The 22,087-nt window shown below is 38.5% G+C and carries 18 protein-coding genes and 1 riboswitch; of the genes, 6 read left to right on the top strand and 12 right to left on the bottom strand.

The window, feature by feature from the left end; translation table 11 throughout:
- Positions 1–44: 44 nt before the first annotated feature.
- Entirely contained in the window at positions 45–3,071 is a 3,027-nt protein-coding gene (locus CWO92_RS09685) for an efflux RND transporter permease subunit (protein ID WP_101354029.1), read from the top strand.
- A gap of 912 nt (positions 3,072–3,983) precedes the next feature.
- Here CWO92_RS09685 and CWO92_RS09680 read toward each other — a convergent pair.
- Positions 3,984–4,748: a MerR family transcriptional regulator gene (locus CWO92_RS09680; RefSeq protein ID WP_101353997.1), complete on the bottom strand. Its 765-nt coding sequence runs from the start codon at positions 4,746–4,748 to the stop codon at positions 3,984–3,986.
- Positions 4,749–4,904: 156 nt separating this feature from the next.
- Between CWO92_RS09680 and CWO92_RS09675 the strand changes: the two genes are divergently transcribed.
- Both CWO92_RS09675 and CWO92_RS09670 read left to right on the top strand, forming a co-directional pair.
- On the top strand, positions 4,905–5,360 hold the full coding sequence (locus CWO92_RS09675) for a PaaI family thioesterase (RefSeq protein WP_101353996.1): 456 nt from the start codon (positions 4,905–4,907) through the stop codon (positions 5,358–5,360).
- A gap of 139 nt (positions 5,361–5,499) precedes the next feature.
- Positions 5,500–5,544: riboswitch (PreQ1 riboswitch) on the top strand.
- A gap of 8 nt (positions 5,545–5,552) precedes the next feature.
- Entirely contained in the window at positions 5,553–6,038 is a 486-nt protein-coding gene (locus CWO92_RS09670; RefSeq protein WP_101353995.1) for a QueT transporter family protein, read from the top strand.
- An 83-nt stretch (positions 6,039–6,121) separates the two neighbouring features.
- On the opposite strand, the gene CWO92_RS09665 is transcribed toward CWO92_RS09670, so the two are convergent.
- Both CWO92_RS09665 and CWO92_RS09660 read right to left on the bottom strand, forming a co-directional pair.
- Positions 6,122–7,318: an MFS transporter gene (locus CWO92_RS09665; protein WP_101353994.1), complete on the bottom strand. Its 1,197-nt coding sequence runs from the start codon at positions 7,316–7,318 to the stop codon at positions 6,122–6,124.
- Between the two features lie 17 nt (positions 7,319–7,335).
- Positions 7,336–7,785: a MarR family winged helix-turn-helix transcriptional regulator gene (locus CWO92_RS09660; RefSeq protein WP_101353993.1), complete on the bottom strand. Its 450-nt coding sequence runs from the start codon at positions 7,783–7,785 to the stop codon at positions 7,336–7,338.
- A 172-nt stretch (positions 7,786–7,957) separates the two neighbouring features.
- On the opposite strand from CWO92_RS09660, the gene CWO92_RS09655 reads away from it, so the two are divergent.
- From CWO92_RS09655 to CWO92_RS09645, 3 genes are all read left to right on the top strand, one after another.
- Positions 7,958–9,958 (top strand): FUSC family protein, encoded by a 2,001-nt coding sequence (locus CWO92_RS09655; protein ID WP_101353992.1) that lies wholly within the window; start codon positions 7,958–7,960, stop codon positions 9,956–9,958.
- A 52-nt stretch (positions 9,959–10,010) separates the two neighbouring features.
- Positions 10,011–11,189, top strand: a complete 1,179-nt coding sequence (locus CWO92_RS09650) for a NupC/NupG family nucleoside CNT transporter (protein ID WP_101353991.1) — start codon at positions 10,011–10,013, stop codon at positions 11,187–11,189.
- 498 nt (positions 11,190–11,687) lie between these two features.
- Complete coding sequence (locus CWO92_RS09645; RefSeq protein ID WP_165786650.1) at positions 11,688–12,593, top strand: DUF4349 domain-containing protein; 906 nt, start codon at positions 11,688–11,690, stop codon at positions 12,591–12,593.
- Between the two features lie 60 nt (positions 12,594–12,653).
- Here CWO92_RS09645 and CWO92_RS09640 read toward each other — a convergent pair whose 3' ends face one another.
- The 9 genes from CWO92_RS09640 to dsdA all read right to left on the bottom strand — a co-directional run bounded on the left by CWO92_RS09640 (position 12,654) and on the right by dsdA (position 22,057).
- Positions 12,654–13,358: a response regulator gene (locus CWO92_RS09640; protein WP_101353989.1), complete on the bottom strand. Its 705-nt coding sequence runs from the start codon at positions 13,356–13,358 to the stop codon at positions 12,654–12,656.
- 11 nt (positions 13,359–13,369) lie between these two features.
- Positions 13,370–14,947: an ATP-binding protein gene (locus CWO92_RS09635; RefSeq protein ID WP_101353988.1), complete on the bottom strand. Its 1,578-nt coding sequence runs from the start codon at positions 14,945–14,947 to the stop codon at positions 13,370–13,372.
- Positions 14,948–15,075: 128 nt separating this feature from the next.
- On the bottom strand, positions 15,076–16,602 hold the full coding sequence (locus CWO92_RS09630; RefSeq protein ID WP_101353987.1) for a tripartite tricarboxylate transporter permease: 1,527 nt from the start codon (positions 16,600–16,602) through the stop codon (positions 15,076–15,078).
- Positions 16,603–16,622: 20 nt separating this feature from the next.
- Positions 16,623–17,078: a tripartite tricarboxylate transporter TctB family protein gene (locus CWO92_RS09625; protein ID WP_101353986.1), complete on the bottom strand. Its 456-nt coding sequence runs from the start codon at positions 17,076–17,078 to the stop codon at positions 16,623–16,625.
- A gap of 93 nt (positions 17,079–17,171) precedes the next feature.
- A complete protein-coding gene (locus CWO92_RS09620) occupies positions 17,172–18,194 on the bottom strand; it encodes a tripartite tricarboxylate transporter substrate binding protein (RefSeq protein ID WP_101353985.1) in 1,023 nt (340 codons plus the stop codon).
- A gap of 162 nt (positions 18,195–18,356) precedes the next feature.
- Positions 18,357–19,079, bottom strand: a complete 723-nt coding sequence (locus CWO92_RS09615) for an amino acid ABC transporter ATP-binding protein (RefSeq protein WP_101353984.1) — start codon at positions 19,077–19,079, stop codon at positions 18,357–18,359.
- Positions 19,076–19,732: an amino acid ABC transporter permease gene (locus tag CWO92_RS09610; protein ID WP_101353983.1), complete on the bottom strand. Its 657-nt coding sequence runs from the start codon at positions 19,730–19,732 to the stop codon at positions 19,076–19,078. The genes CWO92_RS09615 and CWO92_RS09610 overlap by 4 nt, the downstream gene beginning before the upstream one ends.
- A 90-nt stretch (positions 19,733–19,822) precedes the next feature.
- Positions 19,823–20,665, bottom strand: coding sequence for a basic amino acid ABC transporter substrate-binding protein (locus tag CWO92_RS09605; protein WP_101353982.1), 843 nt, complete (start codon positions 20,663–20,665; stop codon positions 19,823–19,825).
- Positions 20,666–20,752: 87 nt separating this feature from the next.
- Complete coding sequence (gene dsdA / locus CWO92_RS09600) at positions 20,753–22,057, bottom strand: D-serine ammonia-lyase (protein WP_235851591.1); 1,305 nt, start codon at positions 22,055–22,057, stop codon at positions 20,753–20,755.
- Positions 22,058–22,087 lie beyond the last annotated feature (30 nt).

Genomic DNA, 22,087 nt, shown 5'->3' with positions numbered 1-22,087 from the left:
TAATGACGAAACAAAGAACAGAAATGGGAGGTAATGTACATTTTATGAAGTATTTAACGAAGTGGGCCTTTCGTAATAAGGCTGCCTTAATTGTCATGACCATTTTAACATTGGGCTTAGGAATCGGCAGTTACTTTGCTTTGCCCATGGAATTAATGCCTGAAGCTGATAATCCACAAGTAGCAGTTGCGACTATTGGGCAAGGGTATAATTCACAAACAATGACTCAAGAGGTTACCGAACCAATTGAAAATGCAGTAGCAACCGTCAAAGGCAAGACTGATGTCTTTTCTACAACAGGTGATGGTTATTCGCAAGTAACGGTCTCCTTTGATTCTAAAACAGATATGAAGGAAGCGAAAAAACATGTAGAAGATGCTATTAATAACTTGAAGCTTCCGGATACTGTTTCCAAACCAAATATCATCCAATACGATACCTCGATGATTCCTGTAGCGGAGCTTTCCATTGCATTCGATGAGAGCTCTAAAGAAGCAAATCTTCAAAAACTCGAGAAAGAGATTTTACCTAAGTTCGAGAGTGTAAATGGGGTAGGCAATGTAACCCTCTATGGAAAAGAAAATCCAGTAGTGGAAGTAAGATTGAATTTAAAAAAATTATCCGCTAAACAGCAATCTATCAATTCCATTATGAGTTTACTGCAAGGACAAAATCTTTCTGTATCTTTAGGTGATAAGAACATTGATGGGCAAATGAGTAATCTTAAAGTAGTCGGAAAGATTACAAGTCTTGATGAATTAGGAGACCTTGTTCTTCCTTCAACAATGCCCAATGCCCCGGCAGTTCACTTAAAAGATGTAGCTGATATCCAAAGGGAGAATGGTCAAGAGGGAATTTCCCGTGTTAATGGAAAAGATGCAATGGCTATCTCAATCACAAAAGAAAGCAATGCTAGTGCTGTAACTGTAGGTAAGGATATTAAAAAGGTAGCTGACGAAATAAATAAATCAGATGACGATGTGCATGCAGAAATTTTATTCTCCAGCTCCAATATGGTGATCGACTCCGTTAACAGTATGCTAAGAGAAGTTTTACTTGGGGCATTATTTGCAACAATCGTCATTGTATTATTCCTAAGGAATATTCGTTCTACATTGATTACTGTTGTATCGATTCCACTTTCGCTGGGACTTACCTTGCTATTACTTTGGCGCTCCGGTATCACGTTGAACATGCTTACATTAGGAGGAGTAGCAGTAGCAGTTGGGCGGCTAGTCGATGACAGTATTGTTGTTGTCGAGAATATTTTCCGGAAGACACAGAAGGAAGGCTTTTCAAAAGAGACTGTTATAAAGGCAACAGGTGAAGTAGCTAAGGCCATTACCTCCTCTACTCTAACGACCATAGCGGTATTTTTGCCTATGGGTCTCATTCAAAGCTCTTTAAAGGCATTCTTACTGCCATTTGCACTAACGGTTACTTATTCCCTTTTGGCATCTCTTTTAGTTGCCCTAACAGTAGTTCCGTTAATGTCATTTGGATTATTGAAGAAGTCGAAACTACCAGAACATAAAGCACCAAAGCGTTATATGAATATTCTAAAATGGAATCTTAATCATAAATGGATACCCGTTCTCTTTGCGATGATTATGTTTGTGGGCTCTATCACCCTTTATACCTTACTTCCAAAGGGATCCATTAGCGCAGATGATGCAACAATGGTTTCTGTGACAATGACCTACCCAAGTGACACGCCAATCTCAAAGGTTCAAGACAAAGGACTTGCTTTTGAAGATAAGCTCTTAAAGTTAAAAGGGTATCAATCTATCATCACACAGCAGGGAAATAGTGAGGAGCAAGCAAAATGGGGGCAAGTATCAAATCCTACGGAAACAACATTTACTGTTATCTTGAAGGATAATGCTAATGCCGATCATTTTATTAAAGATGTGAATGCAATGAAGAAGGATTTTCCGAACGCCGATATACAAGCATCTACTGCATCCTTCATGGGGTCAAGTCAAACTGCGATCACCTATGATCTTGAAGGGCCAGATAGGGAAAAACTCTTAGAGGCTTCTGATGAAATGGTAAAGCTAATAGATGGAACAAATGGTGTTAAGAAAGTTTCTTCTAATGCGGAAGAGAAAAAGCCAGTCTATCAATTAATTGTAGACCCGACAAAAGCCAATACGGGGCAAATTGCCATGCAATTAAACGGGCTATTAAACAAAACACCAATTGGCAATATGACAATAGACGGAAAAGAAACTTCTGTTGTAATGGATACAGACTTGAATCCGGCCACGAAAAATGATTTGGATAAAATTCAAATTGCAACTCAAACAGGAATGGTTCCCCTTTCTACTATTGCTAAAATAGAGAAAGTGACACAAAGCAGTACAGTGCTCCATAAGAATGGAAAGGAATATATTCGCATTAGTGCAGAAATTAATCCTAAAAAGCTTTCAGTTATTTCAGCGGATATAGATAAGCAACTGGATAAGCTAAAGTTACCCAAAAATGTGAAGTTGGTTAAAGGTGGTGCAGTTGAACAGCAGGCAAGTGATTTTGCCGACTTAGGGTTAGTTATGGTGATTTCAATCGGGTTAGTTTATTTAATTATGGTACTGACGTTTAGAACATTAAGGACGCCTATTGCTATTCTAATGACATTACCGCTTGCGTCCATCGGTGCAATTCTTGGGTTGGTGATTTCAAGAGTTTCTGTTGATCCTACTGCCCTTCTAGGCGCATTGATGTTAATCGGAATTGTTGTAACCAACGCTATCGTGTTAATAGACAAAATAAAACAAAACGAAGAACATATGTCCATCCGAGAGTCCATTGTAGAAGCGGCGGCAACAAGAACCCGTCCAATCATCATGACTGCGGTAGCAACCATATGTGCCATGCTGCCGTTACTGTTTACACATGCCGAAGCAGGCAGTCTCGTTTCAAAGGGATTAGCAGTTGTCGTTATTGGCGGTCTTGCCGTAGCAACAGTCTTGACCCTCTTTATTGTTCCTGTGTTCTATGAACTGCTCTATTTTAAAAAATCCAAAAAACAACGGAATGCAGCAAAAATAGAATCAACTCATAGTGCATAGTTATTGAAGGTGCTCCTCAAAAAAGTGAGGGGCTTTCTTCATTGATTAACAAATTCGGAGGACTTTTCCAGTAAAGTATATTTTACGGGTGGCTAATACTCACTGTGGACACACTCATTCTATGATAGTATTCTCTGCCCTCACTTTTTCATGATTTCATCCCATGATCGTTACCTTTCTTCACCCTTTTCCTCTACTTCGGGCTCATTCTGCCCATGATCATTACCTTTCTTCACCCTTTTCCTCTACTTCGGGCTCATTCTGCCCATCATCGTTACCTTTCTACGACCTTTTCCTCTACTTCGGGCACATTCATCCCATCATCGTTACCTTTCTACGACTTTTCCCTCCACTTCGGGCACATTCCGCCCATGATTGTTACCTTTCTTCACCCTTTTTCTCTACTTCGGGCACATTCATCCCATTATTGTTACCTTTCTTCACCCCTTTTCTCTACTTCGGGCACATTCTGCCCATCATCGTTACCTTTCTTCACCCTTTTCCTCTACTTCGAGCACATTCATCCCATTATTGTTACCTTTCTTCACCCTTTTTCTCTACTTCGGGCACATTCATCCCATTATTGTTACCTTTCTTCACCCCTTTTCTCTACTTCGGGCACATTCTGCCCATCATCGTTACCTTTCTTCACCCTTTTCCTCTACTTCGAGCACATTCATCCCATTATTGTTACCTTTCTTCACCCTTTTTCTCTACTTTGGGCACATTCTGCCCATCAGCGTTACCTTTCTTCACCCTTTTCCTCTACTTCGAGCACATTCATTCTATAATGGTGACCTTTGAACAATCTTTGGTCGTTTTCAAGAAGGAGCATTTTCAGGGCGATGTTATTTCTCCTGTATCAAACTATTAAAATAAAAAAGCGATTGGTTGCCCCAATCGCTCGATTCCTTACTTTTTCATACCAGTATAAATATGGATCGCATCTCGCAAAAATTCAGCTGCGCCAGGTTCTACTTTATCGTAATATGCAGTAAATCTTTCATCATCCAGGTACATTTGTGCTAAGCTTGCATGTGCTTCTTTGCTGTAGTTGGACCAGGTATAGCTCAACCATTTACGATGTAATTCTGCAGTTTTTTGCGCTAATTCGCTGGCAGGATCGCCTGTTGCCATTGCTCCTTTCAAGCTATCAAGAACTTCCTCACTCAATCTTTCCAAATCAGCATATTGTTCTTCTGTTAAACCCTTGATTTTTTGATTAGATTGATTAACCACCTCATCTCCGTATTTTGCTCTAATTTCCACTCCATATTTCTTTTCATTGTCTTCAATCAATTTTTGCTTAAATCCTTCAAACTTTTCCTTATCTGACATAATCATTCTCCCTTCCGATACAGCTATGGTTTTATTTACATTTTCAATTAATTGATCTAGTTGCGCTCGCTTTGCCAGAAGCTCTTCACGGTGTTCCTTCAATGCATGGGTGCGATCGAATGACGGATCGGTGATAATGCTTTTGATATTCTCCAAGCTGACTCCTAATTCTCTGTAAAATAGAATCTGCTGAAGACGATCCACTTCTGCGGGACCGTAAATCCGATATCCGGATGAATTCATTCTGGCCGGCTTCAGAATTCCAATTTCATCATAATATCGTAAAGTTCTTGTACTAACTCCCGCCATTTTTGCTAGTTTTTGCACTGTGTACTCCACGTGTTATCCCTCCTGACATCATCAATATACACCTTTACGTAACGTTAATGTAAATAGGTATTTTAAAAAAAATATACCTTTTCATTTTAATTAAAAATTCTAAATAGTATAGAATTATATTATCCATAAAAGTAAGTATTAGGAGGAATCATATTGATGCACAATATGAATGAAGTAGAGCTACATCACCAATATAAGGATGAGATTTTTCAAATTTTAAAGAATGAACCATATGCACAGTTTTTGGGGATTGAACTGAAAGATATGGGCGAAGGGATGGCGGTTGCGGAGCTCGATGTAGCGGATCATATGGTAAATACGCACGGAACCGTACATGGAGCAATAATTTTTGCGATTGCAGATTTTGTATTCGCGGTTGCCTGCAACTCTTATGGAAAAACAGCAGTTGGTCTTTCCACTACTGTTAACTTTATGGCACCTGGTAAAAAAGGGGCACGATTAAAAGCTACGGCAACAGAAGAAAGGCGAAACCACAGAACTGCTTGGTATAATATTAAAATTGAAAGTGATGGAGAATTGATTGCTACGATGGAGGCATTAGCATATCGAAAAGATCAATATTTTATACAAGTTAATAAGAACAATATCTAAAGCTGGAGATTGTCTCCGGCTTTTTTATATAACAATTTCCTCCAAAAAAAATGTGTAATGCCAGCAAAATAGTGCATTGGTCCTTAAATAAAATTGACTAATACGAAATAGTAGCTTAATATAATAGTTTGTATGTATGCCATACGTGGTTCGAAACCATCCCACGATAAAAAACTAAGGAGAGAATTTTATATGAAAATAAAAACACTTGTAGGGAACGGAATTGTCGCAGCTTTGTACATTGCTGTTTCGTTCTTCATTCAGCCATTCGGATTTACGAATATCCAATTTCGTGTTTCCGAAATGTTTAATCATTTAGTTGTTTTTAATAAGAAATACGTCTATGGTATTTTATTGGGTGTTTTTCTTACAAATCTATTTTTTTCACCGATGCGTGCGTATGATCTTGTATTCGGCTTTGGCCAATCGATCATTTCCTTACTGATAACCATTCTTGTTAGTCGATTTATAGAAAATATGTGGGCTCGCATGATTGTGAATACGATAGTATTTACAATTACGATGTTCCTAATTGCGCTGGAGCTACACCTCGCGTTCCACTTGCCATTCTTATTTACTTGGCTTACAACAGCTATTGGAGAATTCGTTGTAATGGCAATCGGTGCACCAATTATGTATCTACTAAACCAACGCATACACTTCGAAAAACGAGTTTAAGATATGGTGCCAGGCACCACAAATGGACGATTGTCCTCCATATAAAGACAAAAAAATCGGTAGCTCATGGCTACCGATTTTTTTTACATATTTTGAGTTGCTGGTGAAACGTCCAAGCTTTTCTTTCTTCCAAATAGCAATGTATATACAATCAATAAAGCTACTAAACAAACAATCGAAAATCCATAGATAAAATGATATCCCGTGTAAGATGCTAATAATCCTAGCCCTGTGGATCCAATCGCCATTCCCAAGTCCATAGAGGAGAAGTACATGGCATTTGCCGTTCCTTGCTTATCCTTTGCCACGATGCTGACCGCTATCGCTTGTAAGGTAGGTGTTACGGTTCCATACGCGATCCCATAGAATAGTCCTGCTAATATCAACATCCAAGAATTATGTGTAATGGCTAATAAAAATAATCCGATAATGCCGGATATAGTGGAAGGATAAATAATTAATTTATGTCCAAATGTATCAAACAAGCGTCCCGATATTGGACGAGCAACCACCATTACAATCGCCATTACTAAGAAAAATAATGAAACCGACCCACTAATATTCTCTTCCTTGCCAAGCTCCCTTAAAAAGCTGATAACGCCCCCTAATGTAATGGTAAAAAAGGCGGTTAAAATACACGGTACAAAGGCGGTCTTATCAAATGCGTATTTTTTGAATGATCCTTTTTCCATCTTTTTAGGAGCTGCTGTAGGTTGCGGCTTCTTAATAGTAAAGCTGAGAATCAAAGTAATAACTGCTAATAAAGCAGAGATAATCAATAATAGATTAAAAGAAAAATATTGAAGAACCGCAAGTCCAAGCATTGGTCCCATACTTGTTCCAACACTAGTTGCTAGACCGTAATACCCGATCCCTTCCCCAAGCTTCTTTTTCGGGATAATATTTGTTGCCATGGTAGCAAGAACAGTAGACATTATTCCAAAACCAATACCGTGAAAAATTCGTAAAAGAATTAAAAACGGTATCGATTCTTGTCCGTAACTTAATCCTACGGTAATAGCAACAAATGCAAAGGATAGAACACTCAACAGTTTAATATTAACTTGATGTATTAAATATCCAATTAACGGTCGTGTAAAAATTGCGGCCAACATGAAGACTGTGGTCATAAGACCCCCTTCAGTCGGATTGTTTTTTACTTCCGTAATAAAAGCAGGATATCCCGCTGTAAGTAATTGCAGACTAAGGAAAAATAAAAAAGCCATCATTACAATGGCGACAAACTGTTTTGTCCACAGCCGCGATGATGAATCATTCATTCCAAAATTCCTTCTTTCTAGTTGTTTTCTTTCTCTAGCAGTGCATCGATATTCCTTTCAAGTGATAGAAGTACTTCTTGATAAAGCGCAAGAGATTTTTCATCAATACCTTGAATGATGTCAGAAAAAATATCTTCTAAAAATGGCCCCACTTCCTTCGTAAGTTCCGTTCCTTTTTCCGTAATTGCAATAAGATATGAGCGTCTATCCGCTGGATTTGCAATTCTTTTCACAAAATCGTGCTTTTCCAGTAAATCTAGGATTTTCGTTAATGTTGCTTGATCCTTATCTGCCAACTCTGACAGTTCCTTTTGTGAGATTCGATCTGACTCGCTTAATGTCCTTAATACACTCCATTGTTCAGTTGTAATCTGGAAAGGTTTTAAATAGACATTTAAAATTCGACTAATCTTTTTACTTGTACGAACAGAAGCAGAACCAATCGATTTGTCTTTTGACATCACCATAGAGAAAATCTCCTTTTCGAGCATATAGTTTATTATATACCAACAAATTATCAGTGTAAATATAATTTGTATACAAATTAATTATAACAATACCTCGATAGATTCACCATTTTCCTATCATTCCATCCCTCTTCTCCGTATAGAAATATATCCCTTGAGTCATTATAGGTTTATGAAAAACCAGAAAAAGAAAGGGCTGCTGGAATTGAATCGAAAACATCGCAAGAAAGCAACTTCATCTGGCTTTTCTTCATGGAAGTCTTCCTTAGGTGCTGCATTAAAACAAGCATTTGAAGTTAAAAAGACACCTTTTCCATGGACTAAGGCTGTTAGTGCAGGAATCTGTACAGGATTACCCGCGATGATTGGACTAATGCTCGGAAATTTACATTTCGGACTTATTGCTGGAATTGGCAGTTTTACATATCTTTATATGTTTAATGAACCCTATGCTACAAGAGCAAAGAAACTTGGTTCCGTTATGATTGGAATGTCTCTTTCGGTTGGAATTGGGTCACTTCTTGCCCCATCGCCAATCGCATCCGCTATTATGGTTGGCATCATTGGGTTTATTGCTACCTTTGTCTTTGGGGCATTGAAAATTCCTGGTCCTGCTGCCATTTTCTTTGTTTTAGGCTTTACCATGACTACTGCAATGCCATTGGATCCAACACAAGCTCCACTTAGAGCAGCCCTAGTATTATCTGGCGGAGCAATCGCATGGATCATTGGAATGTTGCCAAGAATCCTGCATCCCCATGGTCCTGAAACAACTGCTGTTATAAAAGTTTATCATGAGCTTGCCAATTTTATCGATGCCGTTGGAACGGATAGCTATGACGTTGCAAGACATAAAATTGTATTGGCCCTAAAGACAGCCGAAGATACCTTAGCAGAAGGATATATTTCATGGAAAGTTTCGAATCAATATAAAAGATTAATACTATTAAATGATCATGCAAATAACATTTTTTTATCCATTTTAGAACATACAGATGAAAATAGCACTAGACTTCCAAAAGAGTTAAGCGATTCCGTAAGACTTCTTACGGCGTATATGGAGCAAAAAAATACCAAAACTATCTCTCAGATTCAGCTGCCTGATTATATAGACGAAACCACGATGTTCTTATTTTCAAAAGTCTATGATGCAGATGCAATATTGAATGAACCAGTAACTAAAATAAATCATGAAGTTAAACGAACTACATTAACATTACAAACTCTTCTGGGAGGAGCTTTTGACAAAAATTCAATGGTCTTTCATTCATCCCTTCGTTATGGAATCGTTCTAGTGGTTGCAGCACTAATAGCCTATTATGCTCCTTTTAACCGGTCTTATTGGATTCCTCTTTCCTGTGCTGCTGTCATGTCTGGATCCACTATCATATCGACCTTTCATCGTGCTATACAAAGGTCTTTCGGAACCATAATTGGCATCTTAATCGCGTCTTTTGTGCTTTCCACTCATCCTCAGGGCATCGTGATCGTCTTCTTAAGCATGATCTTAACCTTTTTAACAGAGTTATTTATCGTTCGCAATTATGCAATAGCAGCATTCTTTATCACACCCAATGCTTTATTAATGGCTGAGAGCTCAACTTCTCTGCATAATGTGTCTTATTTTGCAACAGTAAGAGTAATTGATATCATCATTGGATGTATGATTGGTTTATTGGGAGCGATAATAATTGGAAGGAGACGTGCTTCTATGCTTCTTCCACATATCATGGCGAAAACAATTCGCAGCCAAGAGCAATTTTTTATGATCTTGTTTTCAGAATGGCGTAGCAGTGCTAAGCATTTAATAGTTCACGCACAAAACAAAATGCACACGAATCTTACCAACTTAAAAGTTGTGTATACAACTGCACTAGGTGAACTTCCTAATAATAAAACAACCTTGGAGTATCAATGGCCTTCGATATTTTCAATCGAACAATTAGGATATCTTCTTGATGCCTGCTTTAAGCTCGAAAAGCGTCCTATTCTGGATGATAAGGTGCTCTCGCAATATTTACTTGTATTTGAAATGATGGCTAAATCCACTGAACTTTCAAGACCTCTCCCTAAGAAAGATGTTCCTGATATCCCAGGTCTTGCAAAGGTGCCAAAGGAAATTCGAGATCTTCAAAATGCACTTCAAATCAATGAAAAGGCATCAACTTCGTGAAGGGAAATCATTTTTTCATCCTTAGGACATATCATCGAAATGGAGGATAAAAATGAAATATGTAATTGCCATTATAGGCTTGTTGGTCGTTTTAGGACTGGCCTTACTCGTTAGCAACAACAGAAAAAAGGTGGATTATCGCCCAATTATACTAATGCTTGTCATTCAAATTATTTTAGCTACACTCCTACTGAATACGGAGTTTGGTTTAATTTTCATTAAGTGGATCTCGAATATTTTTGTGAAGCTGCTTGATTATGCTGAGGAAGGTGTTTCCTTTGTATTTGGTGGAATTGCAAATAAAGGAGAATCTCCCTTCTTCTTAAATGTGTTGCTGCCAATTGTCTTTATTTCCGTTTTAATTGGGATATTTCAATACTTGCGGATTCTGCCTCTTATCATGAAAGGGGTTGGATTCGTGCTAAGCAAAATAAATGGAATGGGCAAACTGGAATCTTATAATGCCGTAGCCTCTCTAATGGTGGGGCAATCGGAAGTGTTTATTACAGTAAAGAAACAACTTAATCATTTGCCTGCTCACAGATTGTATACTCTTTGCGCTTCAGCGATGTCAACGGTGTCTATGTCCATCGTAGGAGCTTATATGACGATGATTCAGCCTAAGTATGTTGTGACCGCGCTTATTCTCAATTTATTTGGAGGGTTTATCATTTCGTCTATTATCAATCCTTATAGGGTTGACAGCAAGGAAGATATTTTGGAGATTCAAGAAGAAAAGCAAAGCTTTTTCGAGATGCTTGGCGAATATATTCTAGATGGATTTAAAGTTGCAATAATTGTTGGGGCTATGTTAATTGGTTTTGTTGCACTAATGGCAGCCATTAATAATATATTTGATTTAATATTCGGCATCTCCTTCCAGCAAATCCTGGGTTATATTTTCTCACCATTTGCCTTTTTAATGGGGATTCCTGGATCAGAGATGGTAAAAGCCGGCGGTATAATGGCTACCAAGCTAGTTACGAATGAATTTGTTGCGATGATGAATTTAACTAAAATACAAGCAAGCTTTAGTCCGAGATCCTTGGGGATTATTTCCGTCTTTCTTGTGTCGTTCGCGAACTTCTCTTCCATCGGAATTATTGCAGGAGCAGTGAAAGGGTTAAATGAGAGACAGGGAAATACTGTTGCACGATTTGGTTTAAAATTATTGTACGGTGCTACTTTAGTTAGTGTATTGTCGGCTATTATTGTCAGTTTTGTGTTGTAATCATCAGAAAAACACCTGTCATTCCTCAACAATGACAGGTTTTTTCAAGTTTATACGTCCGTATGAGATGCATTAAATTTTCTTTACGATGAATGGATTATCATCTATCTGTTTTCTTGTAGGGTAATCATTCTCCATTTTTCTATATCCAACGGGTCTGGTCATCAAAACACCCTCACCTTCTGTAAAAGAATAAAGTCCGCTCTTAATTTTCTCTGTTACAGTCCTAGGCTTTTAAGAAAAACATCTAGGAATGGGGTTTCTCAAACATGTAGGGCCAATCATTTACACATTCATATCCTCATTGTGGTTCCACTTTTCGATTGTTAAAATTCCGCACAATCCACTTATTATTTTCATTATATCCACTTGGTGAAATTTAACAAAACCAATTTATAAATTATAAGTGAGAATTACATTCCAAAATTTTGTAACTATTTCCTTGTCCCTTCGTCTATTATGAAAAGAGATTCAATGCAGAAGGAAGGGATATATTTCATGCGAATTTGTAAAACTGTTCTTTTAATAAGCTTGTCCATTTTTTTGCTCGTTGCCTGCAGCAGCAATAATGAATCATCCAAAAGTGGCAGTAAATCATCCTCCTACGATATAGGAAGCAATGGGAAAGAAACAGAACAATCCACCATAAATCCAAGCACCAAGACAAAACAAGACTCCGAAAAAAATCTTAGCGTGCAATCAAGGAAAGTAATTTACAATGCGAGTCTCCAAATGGAAGTGAAACATTTGCCGGATGTTCAGGATAAAATCAGGGATCTTACCGGTCAAATGGGAGGCTATATTGTCGATCAAAAAATGAATGAGGAAACAAAGGAGAGACAAGAAGGCTATTTAACAGTCAGAATTCCGCAAGAGCAGTTTCAAGCGTTTCTACGCAAGGTAAAGCCATTGGGGGCGAAAGTGGAAAATCAATCGATCAGTGGACAGGATGTCACCGAGGAGTATGTAGATCTGCAATCCCGGCTAAAATCGAAGAAAGTAACCGAGAAAAGACTAACGCAATTTATGAATGAAGCAAAAGATACGAAAACACTATTGGAAATTTCAAATGAGCTGTCCAAAGTTCAGGAGGAAATGGAAATGCTCGAAGGTAAAATTAAATATCTCAATAATCAGGTTGACTATTCTACCGTAGCCATCAATCTATACGAAGATAAAGTGGTTGTACCAGAGCTTGAGAAAAATCAATTGAATACCTGGGAAAAAACCAAGAAACAGTTTATGAGTAGCATCAATTTCCTTGCTTCCTTCCTGTCATGGCTGATTATTTTTATCATTGGAAATCTCCCGGTTATTGCTCTTTTAATATTAATTGGATTCATTATCTATTTCATATGGAGACATCGAAACAAGCAATCCAATAATAATACGATAGAAAAATAAAATGATAGTTCATAAAAAGCCTTGGCCGGCTATCGGCAAAGGCTTTTTTCCTTCTAAAAATTATTTCACCATATATACCCGCTCCGGTCTTCCTACCGTACCATAAGCCAAATCTGCTTCAATCTTTTCCTCCGCAATTAGATGCTCTAAATAGCGCCTTGCCGTTGTTCTGCTAACCCCCATCTCCTTTGCTACAAATTCTGCCGTTACACCGTTTTTCACTATTTTTAAAATCCCTAGCACTTTGACCAGTGTCAGGGGATCAATACCTTTTGGTAATAATGACTTATCTGTAGCACGACCATCTATTTCCTTTCGCAATAAGGCATCTACCTGTTCCTGCGTAACGATTAATTGATCCTTTCCCAATTCTGCAAGCCTTGTATAATACTCTTTATACCGAATAAGTGCTTTCTTGAACCTTTCGAAAATAACCGGCTTTATTATATAATCAAATACACCTATACTAATTGCCTCTTGAACTTTATTAATTTCCTTTGCGGCGGTAATCATAATAACATCCATATGTTTTGGTTGCAGCTTTGCTTCTTTTAATAGATCTAAACCATTCATATCAGGAAAATAAACATCTAACAAAATTAAGTCCGGCTGCAATAGTTCCATATAACTTTTTGCCTCAATATAACTGGCTGCAATCCCAACTGTTTGAAACCCCTCCACCTGTTCTATAAAACGTTTCTGTATTTCTGCAATTCGCAAGTCATCTTCTACAATTAGAACTTCAATATCCCTTTTATCACTCAATCCAAATCCCCCTATTTTTTTGGAATCGCCACAGTGAAATGGGTACCCTCTCCCATTTTTGTTGAAAAAGTAATTGTGCCTCCTAGCAGATCAACCGTTTGTTGCACCAATGAAAGCCCAATGCCAGCATTAGTTCCCCCTTTTTTTGTTGAAAATCCTTTCTGAAAAATTCTTTCTGCCACCTGAGGGTCGATTCCAGACCCATTATCTTCCACTTCTATAATGAGTTCTTTACCAAGGTCGGTTAAAAATAATATCACCCGTTTCTCGGCTTTAATGTCCTCTCTTACAGCATCGAAAGCATTATTTACAAGGTTACCAATAATCGTTACTAAAGAGTCCCTGCTTATGTCACTAGGTATATCTTTAAAACTACTATATTCGTCTAATGTAAATTCAATCTTTAATTCACTAGCCAAACTGAATTTTCCCAAGATAAAGCCTGCTAGAATTGGGTCTGGAATTTCTTTCATAAGGAAATGTATAAACCCTTGTGTCACATCTACTTCCTTTGAAATAAAATCAATGGCTTCTTTATAAGAACCAAGCTGTATTAGTCCCAGCAATGTGTAAAGCCGATTGGAATATTCATGGGTTTGTGCCCGTAAGCCTTCTGCATATGCCTTTACATGAGATAGCTCTTGAAGAAGATTTGTAAGATCATTCTTATTTCGGAAGCTTGCCACCGCCCCAGTAACCTTTCCATTCTTATCAATTATAGGTACACGATTGACAAGATATACTTCACCGAGTACCATTAATTCCTGATCATATTCTGCCTTTCCCGCTTTCACTACCTCTTGAAGGCGCGTATTCTCGATTACTTCATCAATCTTTTTTCCACGCAGTATCATATTAAGAGGTATCTTAAGAATACTGTGCGCTGTTTCATTTACAACTGTAATACACCCATCTTTGTCCACCGCAATAATTGCTTCATGAATAGATTCTAAAATAGCATGTTTTTCTTGATACAAGCTGGCAATCTCCTTCGGTTCCAAACCAAGGATGGCTTTTTTAATATGGAAGGAAATAAGCGCTGCAGATAATAAACCACCTAATAGGACGAGAATTGTAATAAAAAGAACTTTTTTCTGAAGGTTTACCACCTCTTCCTCAATATCTGTTTGAAGATAGCCCACAGATACGACTCCAATCACCTTCCCGTTATCAAAGATTGGCGCTTTTCCCCTTAAAGAAGGACCAAGCGTTCCGGTAGATTCAGAGATAATGGCTTTACCACTTAATGGTGCTGCATTGTCGCCGCCAACCATCCTATGCCCAATTCTCTTTGGATTAGGATGGGAATACCGGACTTCATCACGATTTCCAACTACAATGAACTCTGCATCTACTTGCCTGCGAATTTTCTCCACGATTGGCTGAATAATTTTGGATGGCTCTTTAGTGTAAAATGCCTCCTTAATGTCCGGCATATAAGAAATTGCTTCAGCCACTGCCAATGCCTTTGTTCCTTTTTCATGCTTTAAATTAGCTTCAATCATATCTCGAAAGGTGTATTCAAATATTCCAACAATCACAAAGATTAAAATACATATACCTGCCATTAATTTCGTATGTAAGCGCAACCAAATACACCTCTATTGAATGAAGTTGCTTATGTATCGGTGATGCATAGACTTCGAAATATTCACAACAATAATACTATTATTATACAAAAAATCTCCTTTGAAAGGAGATTCATCATCAAAGTCTATTAACCTTCAACATTAATAACAACTTTCCTTCCCTTCGCTTTCAATAAAACCGGTATCACCAGCCACAGAACCGTTACAATTAAAAACGCAAGGGAAATAGGTCGTGTAAAGAATATCGTATAATCACCGTTTGAAATGGTAAGTGCCCTGCGCATATTATTTTCTATCATTGGTCCTAGGACAAGTCCCAAAACAAGGGGGGCAATCGGATAATCGTTTTTACTTAGAAAATAACCCAAAACTCCGCATCCCAATAACAGCAATAAGTCATTTGTAGATACTTGAACTGCATATACACCGAAAATAGAGATTGCTATAATTAATGGAATTAAATATTTTTTCGGTGTCTCAATGATTTTGGCAAATACTTTTACAAGTGGAAGATTTAAGATTAATAGCATAAGGTTACCGATAAACATACTGGCAATCAACCCCCAAGCAACCTGCGGATGATCTTCGAATAATAATGGACCAGGTTGAACATTATACATCATTAACGCTCCCATTAGAATAGCCGTTGTACCGGAACCGGGAATTCCCAATGTTAGTAAAGGTATCATCGCACCGCCTGATGCCGCGTTATTGGCGGTCTCAGGCGCAGCAACCCCGGCGATGGTTCCAGTTCCAAACTTAGATGGGTTTTTTGAAATTCTTTTTTCTAAAAGATAAGAGAAAAAGGAAGCTAGTGTTGCTCCTGCACCAGGTAAAATGCCGACGAAAAATCCTAAGATCGATCCGCGAGCAATTGGTCCGGCTGATTCTTTCATTTCCTCTTTGGAAGGAATCATATTATTAATTTTCGCAATTCCTCCCTCCTCCTCTTCTTTTTCAAGAATTGTTTTAAATACCTCTCCAAGTGCAAATAAACCTACGGCAATAGTTAAAAATTCAATTCCTTGATACAGCCATGGAATATTAAAAGTGAAGCGGGCAATACCAGAAACACTATCAATTCCGATAGTTCCCAGCAATAAACCACAAACCGTCATAATTAGCGCTTTTGTTACGGATTTACCTGCCAGTCCACTTACAGCGGCAAGTCCTAATAGCATAAGGGAAAAGTATTCGGCAGGTCCAAACTTAAGGGCGACATTTGACAAAGGTTCAGCCAATGCAATTAATGCAATCAGTGTTACAATCCCTCCGACAAAAGAACCAATTGCCGCAATAGAGAGCGCACTTCCTGCTCTGCCTTTCTTCGCCATTTGATAGCCATCCAATGTAGTTACTACCGAAGAGGATTCACCGGGTGTATTTAATAAAATGGATGTGGTTGATCCGCCATACATCGCACCATAATACACTCCTGCAAGTAATATAATCGCACTCGTTGCAGCTGTTTCCGGCGGAAGTCCCCCTGTTATGGATGCTGTCACAGGAATAAGCAATGCCACACCGCTCATTGGCCCAATTCCTGGCAAGACGCCAACAGCGGTCCCTATTAGTACCCCAACAAATGCAAATAGAAGGTTATACCAGATGAATGCTGTTCCAAATCCATGTATTAAATATTCAATTGTACTCACGTTGCTTTACTCCTCCTTTCTTATGAAAACCAAACTGGCCACCCCGGCAATGTTCCTTTCAGTATTTCAACAAAAAGAAAATACACAAGACCAGAAAACGCGGCTGAGATGATTAGGGACGAAATCCATTTAGTACGCTCCATCGTTTGAAAGCACACAAATAAAAATAGAAAGGTTGTAATGACATATCCAATGGTTTCAAGCGTTAAAATATACAGGAATGTGGCGACAAAGATAATCAAAAATGGCTTATATTGCAGCTTCTCCTTTTTTGATCCATGACCCTTGACAGAGAAGGTTTCATAAAATAAACGAATACTTAAAACAGCTAGAATAATGCCAAGAAAAAACGGAAAAATATCAGGGCCGACTTTACTTCCGTATGAAGAGCTTGCCAGTTGCTTACTTCCAACTATAAAAAAGATGCCTACCGCTAAAAATAAAACAGCAGCAACACGGTCAAATTTAATGCTCATTTTCAGATACCTCCTTCAAAAAATAATGATGACTGACATTAGGAGGGAGCTCGTCCGCTAAACTCCCTATGTTTAATATGCCAGTCATTTTTCTTACTTTTCCATACCAAGTGCTTCTAATAACTGCTGAATTTGTTGTTCTTGCTCTTCTAAAAACTTCTTGAAGTCGTCGCCATTTTTATATTGCATTTCCCATCCTTGTGTTTCGACTTCATTTTTCCATTCTGGCGTTTCTACCAGCTTGCCGATTGTTTTTTCCCAATAGTCCTTCGCTTCAGCTGACATTTTTTCCGGTCCAAAAATACCGCGCCAAATCGTAAATTCGGCATCAATGCCTTGTTCTTTTGCAGTTGGAATATCTTTAAATTCACCTGACAAACGCTCAGGTGCTGTAACAGCCAGGATACGTACCTTACCTGCTTTTAAAAATTCCTTCACACTAGAAGCATCTGTACCGATTACATCTGAATTGCCGCCAAGGAGTGCCGTAATCGCTTCCCCACCGCCATCATAAGAAACATACTTAATTTTAGTTGGGTCTACCCCGTATTTAAATGCTGGAAGAATCGCAACTAGATGATCCATCGAACCTGGTGCAGAGCCACCGGCAAAAGTTAACTTGGTTGGGTTCTTTTTTACTTCCTCAAGTACCGATTTTAAATCCGTAAATGTTGAATCATTTTTTACAACAATCACTCCATAGTCCTTTGTCAGCTGTGCCAATGGAGTGGTATTTTTCACTCCGTATGGACTGTTGCCTTCTTTTTTCAAATTGTTAATAATAATCGGCGGTGAACTGACAAATAACATATCATTATTTTGTGCCTCTTTTGTTGCATATTCCGCCATGAAAACCGCGCCGCCGCCGCCGGGCTTATTCTCCACCGTCAGCGGTACTTTAACAAGCTTTGTCTCACTTAATACTTTTGTAAAAGAGCGTGCCGTCATATCCCAGCCTCCCCCTGCTCCAGATGGCGCTACAACAGTAATGGCTTTTTTCGGATAGCCTGTATTTTTCGTAGCAGACCCTGATGTATCTTTACTGCTGCATGCACCCAAGCCTAACGCCAAAGCCCCCGCACACAATATTGCTGATAACCTTTTGACTGTAACCATATAAATCCCCCTTTTTGAAAACGTTTACTAAATTTTATAATAAAAAAAGTAATTTCATCGATTAGTCATTTAATGTGTATTAAAAACGATAACGCTATTCTGTTCATAAAGTTCACGGGTTTTGTTAACAAGTAAAAAACCTATTCTTGAGGAAGAATAGGTTCATAATACTTTACTTAAAAATGCCTTTGTTCTCTCGTGTTTCGGATTATCGAACAATTCGGAAGGAGTATTTTCCTCCACAATATAACCGCCGTCCATGAATAATACTCTGTCTCCCACTTCGCGGGCAAAGCCCATTTCATGCGTCACAATGACCATAGTCATTCCCTCTTTAGCAAGCTGCTTCATAACCTCCAGTACCTCCCCAACCATTTCCGGATCGAGTGCAGATGTAGGTTCATCAAACAACATGATTTTCGGTTCCATGGCTAAAGCGCGAGCAATTGCCACCCGTTGTTTCTGTCCTCCAGAAAGAGAATCAGGATATGCATCTGCTTTATCCGCCAAGCCCACTTTTTTCAATAAATCAAGCCCCTTTTGCCGTGCTTTCTCCTTATCCCACTTTCGTACATGAATGGGAGCCATCATGATATTTTCCATCACACTTTTATGTGGGAAGAGATTAAATTGCTGGAACACCATCCCCACTTCCGTCCGAATATCATTAATATTCACTTTTGGGTCCGTTATATCGGTTCCTTCAATGTATACATGCCCATCTGTAATTGTCTCAAGTAAATTAAGACATCTCAAAAAGGTGGACTTTCCTGATCCGGAGGGTCCAATCACGACAACCACTTCCTGCGACCTAACATCAACATTAATTTCTTTTAAAACTTCATTATCTCCAAATGATTTTTTAAGATTCGTTACTTTAATCATTCTGTACTCACCTTTCTTTCAATAAAATTCAAAATATATGTGAGGGTGAGCGTTAGAATGAAGTAGATGAGCGCGACTGTCAAATAAGGTTCCCAGGCACGATAATACTCCCCTTGCATTGCTTTTCCCCAATACATTAGCTCTGGCGCTGCAATAAAAGCTCCTAGTGATGAATCTTTTACTAAGACAACAAATTCATTACCAAGCGGAGGAATCATCCTTTTTACAGCTTGAGGTAGAATAACAAGCTTCATTGCTTGCCCATGGGTCATCCCTAAGGATCTTGCAGCTTCCATCTGTCCGCGGTCAATCGATTGAATTCCAGCCCTGAATATTTCCGATATATAAGCCGCGGCATTGATAGATAACGCTGTTATAATCGCTAAGAAGGCATTTGTCTTGCCTGTTATAGTTGGAATTACAGCAAAATGAACAAGTAATATCTGAACTACAAGAGGGGTTCCACGAAAGAAATTAATATACCAAATAAATGGAGTGCGGATCACTCGGCTTTTTGCCATTTTTCCGATACTGATAAAAAGACCGATAATGGTACCAAAAATAATACTTATAATAGATATCTCGATAGTAACAAGTGTTCCTCGTAAAAAGTAAGGCATATAACTTTTAATTAGTTCAAAGCTAAAATCCATGGTCCATCCCCTTTTCTTTCGGCTTGGTTTTGAAGTAATGAAAATAAAAATTGCGTAACCTCTTCCCCCTGTTACGCAATTCTTGTATGCTTAAAATTGTTTTTTTAGTACATCGATATTTGGCTCTGTGCCGAAATTATCTTTGTAAATTTTGGTATAAGTTCCATCGTCGATTATTTTCTTTATGGCATTATCAATATTAGCTTTTAACTTGCTGCCCTTTGGTAACATAATCCCATAGAATTCAGATGGGAATGAAGTGTCTGTAATCACTTTCAAATTTTTGTTTGGATTGTTTTTGGCGTATTCCTCAACGACGGCATTATCTGCTACCACTGCATCTGCACCGCCTTTTGTCAGTTCCATAATTGCCAGTACATTGCTTTCAAATTTCTTAATATGCTGCGGGTCCTTGCCGAGAATCTTTTCGGCAATTTCTTGTCCGGTTGTACCGTTTTGAACCGCTACTGTTTTTCCTTTTAAATCTGCACCGCTTTGAATTGGACTGTCATTCGGTACAAGAATTTTATTAATAGATTCAAAGTATGGAATGGAAAAATCATATGTCTTTATCCGTTTTTCATTGATGGTAATCGAAGATATCGCTGCATCAGCCGTTTTGCCGGGAATCTCTACAAATATCGGGTCCCATCCAATGTTCACTAATTCGTAGTCATACCCTGCAGCCTTCATCACTGCATCTAGTATATCTACGTCAAATCCAACAATCTTATCCCCATCCAATGATTCCATCGGTGCGTAGTTGGCATCAGTTACAATTCTTAATTTTTTATGACTATTGTCCCCTGATCCAGAAGCAGGCTTTTCGTTAGTGCCTGAAGTTGTTTTCTCACTTGTCCCACATGCCGAAACAAGCAATAATAAGCCAATCGTGAGTGAAGAAAGCAACACTTTTAGTACTTTATTCTTCATAAATTTCCCCCTAGTAATCTTTTCCTATATGTTATCTATATTGAACAAACAAATAGATTAGAAGGAGGAATGTTCCAAATAATTCTTTTAGTTTCTATTAGATATGCTATCATTCGACATGACATGATTAGATGCGCCTCGTCGATAATACTCCTCCATCACATGGTTAGGAACCATACTACCGCCTGTTGCCCACACAATATGGGTTGCTTTTTCCATGTTTTTATGAAGATGCTGATTTACTAAAAACTTTTTCCCTTCTGATTGGAGAATAAGCTGAATTGGACCTAAAAATCCGGCTAGAGCAGAAGGTTCAAGAAAAATATTCTCCTGGTCCGCAAGCTCTCGTAGAAGTGTGTAGAGCTTTTGGTCTTGGACGGTATAACAGCCGCTCAACATATGGCCAATTGTTTTTCCTACGAATCGTGACGGTCTCCCCACTGCCAATCCATCGGCGTCTGTTCGATTATCAAGCCCAAAGTCGAAAACAGATACTTTATCCTGAAGTCCCGTCATTTGTCCTATTAGAAAACATGGAGAGTGGGTTGGCTCCGCGAAAAAACAATGAACATGTTCACCAAATTCCTTTTTTAATCCAAAAGTGATTCCACCCGGTCCCCCGCCAACTCCGCATGGGAGATAGATAAATAACGGATGTTCTTTATCCACGGGAATATTCAAATTCTGGAGCTGTTTTTTCAAACGAGAAGCTATAACGGCATATCCTAAGAATAGGTCCTGTGAATTCTCATCGTCGATAAAATAACAGGTAGGATCTGCCTCCGCTTGTTTCCTCCCCTCTTCCACCGCTTTACTGTAATCAGATGGATACTCAATTACATGTACTCCTTTACTTCGTAAAAGCTCTTTTTTCCATTGTTTCGCGTCAAGTGACATATGAACGGTAACCTGGAAGCCTAATTGGGCGCTCATGATTCCAATACTTAATCCCAGATTGCCGGTTGATCCCACCGCAATTTTATAGGAAGAAAAAAACTGTCGAAATTCTGACGAGGCAAATTTGATATACGAATCAGTAGTTTTCAAAAGTCCATGATTTAGTGCGAGCTCTTCCGCGTGTTTTAAAACTTCGTAAATCCCACCACGAGCTTTGATAGAGCCTGAGATTGGCAAAGCATGGTCGCATTTTAAAAGGAGCGTACCCGGAATATTTAGATGATAGTTCTGTTCCAACGATTCTTTCATTTTATTTATTTCCACAAGTGGTGATTCAATGATTCCTTTTGATGAAGCTGTTTCGGGGAAAACAGTTTCGATATATGGTGCAAAGCGCTGAAGCCGTTGGTTAGCTTTTAAAATATCATGATTGGTGAGAGTAGATTTATCGTTTTTTGCATCATAATCAGGATTTATCCATAAAATTTCTTCCATTTTGATTAGGTCTTGTAGTAATGGATATTC

Source organism: Heyndrickxia camelliae (assembly GCF_002844575.1).
GTDB classification, from domain to species: Bacteria; Bacillota; Bacilli; order Bacillales; family Bacillaceae_C; genus Margalitia; species Margalitia camelliae.
This window is presented reverse-complemented; position numbering and strand designations above follow the sequence as displayed.

Excerpts from the sequence above, each read along its gene's own strand:
- CWO92_RS09685 (WP_101354029.1), top strand. The coding sequence starts at position 45 with ATGAAGTATTTAACGAAGTGGGCCTTTCGTAATAAGGCTGCCTTAATT.
- CWO92_RS09675 (WP_101353996.1), top strand. The coding sequence starts at position 4,905 with ATGCACAATATGAATGAAGTAGAGCTACATCACCAATATAAGGATGAG.
- CWO92_RS09670 (WP_101353995.1), top strand. The coding sequence starts at position 5,553 with ATGAAAATAAAAACACTTGTAGGGAACGGAATTGTCGCAGCTTTGTAC.
- CWO92_RS09665 (WP_101353994.1), bottom strand. The coding sequence starts at position 7,318 with ATGAATGATTCATCATCGCGGCTGTGGACAAAACAGTTTGTCGCCATT.
- CWO92_RS09660 (WP_101353993.1), bottom strand. The coding sequence starts at position 7,785 with ATGGTGATGTCAAAAGACAAATCGATTGGTTCTGCTTCTGTTCGTACA.
- CWO92_RS09655 (WP_101353992.1), top strand. The coding sequence starts at position 7,958 with ATGAAAAACCAGAAAAAGAAAGGGCTGCTGGAATTGAATCGAAAACAT.
- CWO92_RS09650 (WP_101353991.1), top strand. The coding sequence starts at position 10,011 with ATGAAATATGTAATTGCCATTATAGGCTTGTTGGTCGTTTTAGGACTG.
- CWO92_RS09645 (WP_165786650.1), top strand. The coding sequence starts at position 11,688 with ATGCGAATTTGTAAAACTGTTCTTTTAATAAGCTTGTCCATTTTTTTG.
- CWO92_RS09625 (WP_101353986.1), bottom strand. The coding sequence starts at position 17,078 with ATGAGCATTAAATTTGACCGTGTTGCTGCTGTTTTATTTTTAGCGGTA.
- CWO92_RS09620 (WP_101353985.1), bottom strand. The coding sequence starts at position 18,194 with ATGGTTACAGTCAAAAGGTTATCAGCAATATTGTGTGCGGGGGCTTTG.
- CWO92_RS09615 (WP_101353984.1), bottom strand. The coding sequence starts at position 19,079 with ATGATTAAAGTAACGAATCTTAAAAAATCATTTGGAGATAATGAAGTT.
- CWO92_RS09610 (WP_101353983.1), bottom strand. The coding sequence starts at position 19,732 with ATGGATTTTAGCTTTGAACTAATTAAAAGTTATATGCCTTACTTTTTA.
- CWO92_RS09605 (WP_101353982.1), bottom strand. The coding sequence starts at position 20,665 with ATGAAGAATAAAGTACTAAAAGTGTTGCTTTCTTCACTCACGATTGGC.
- dsdA (WP_235851591.1), bottom strand. The coding sequence starts at position 22,057 with ATGGAAGAAATTTTATGGATAAATCCTGATTATGATGCAAAAAACGAT.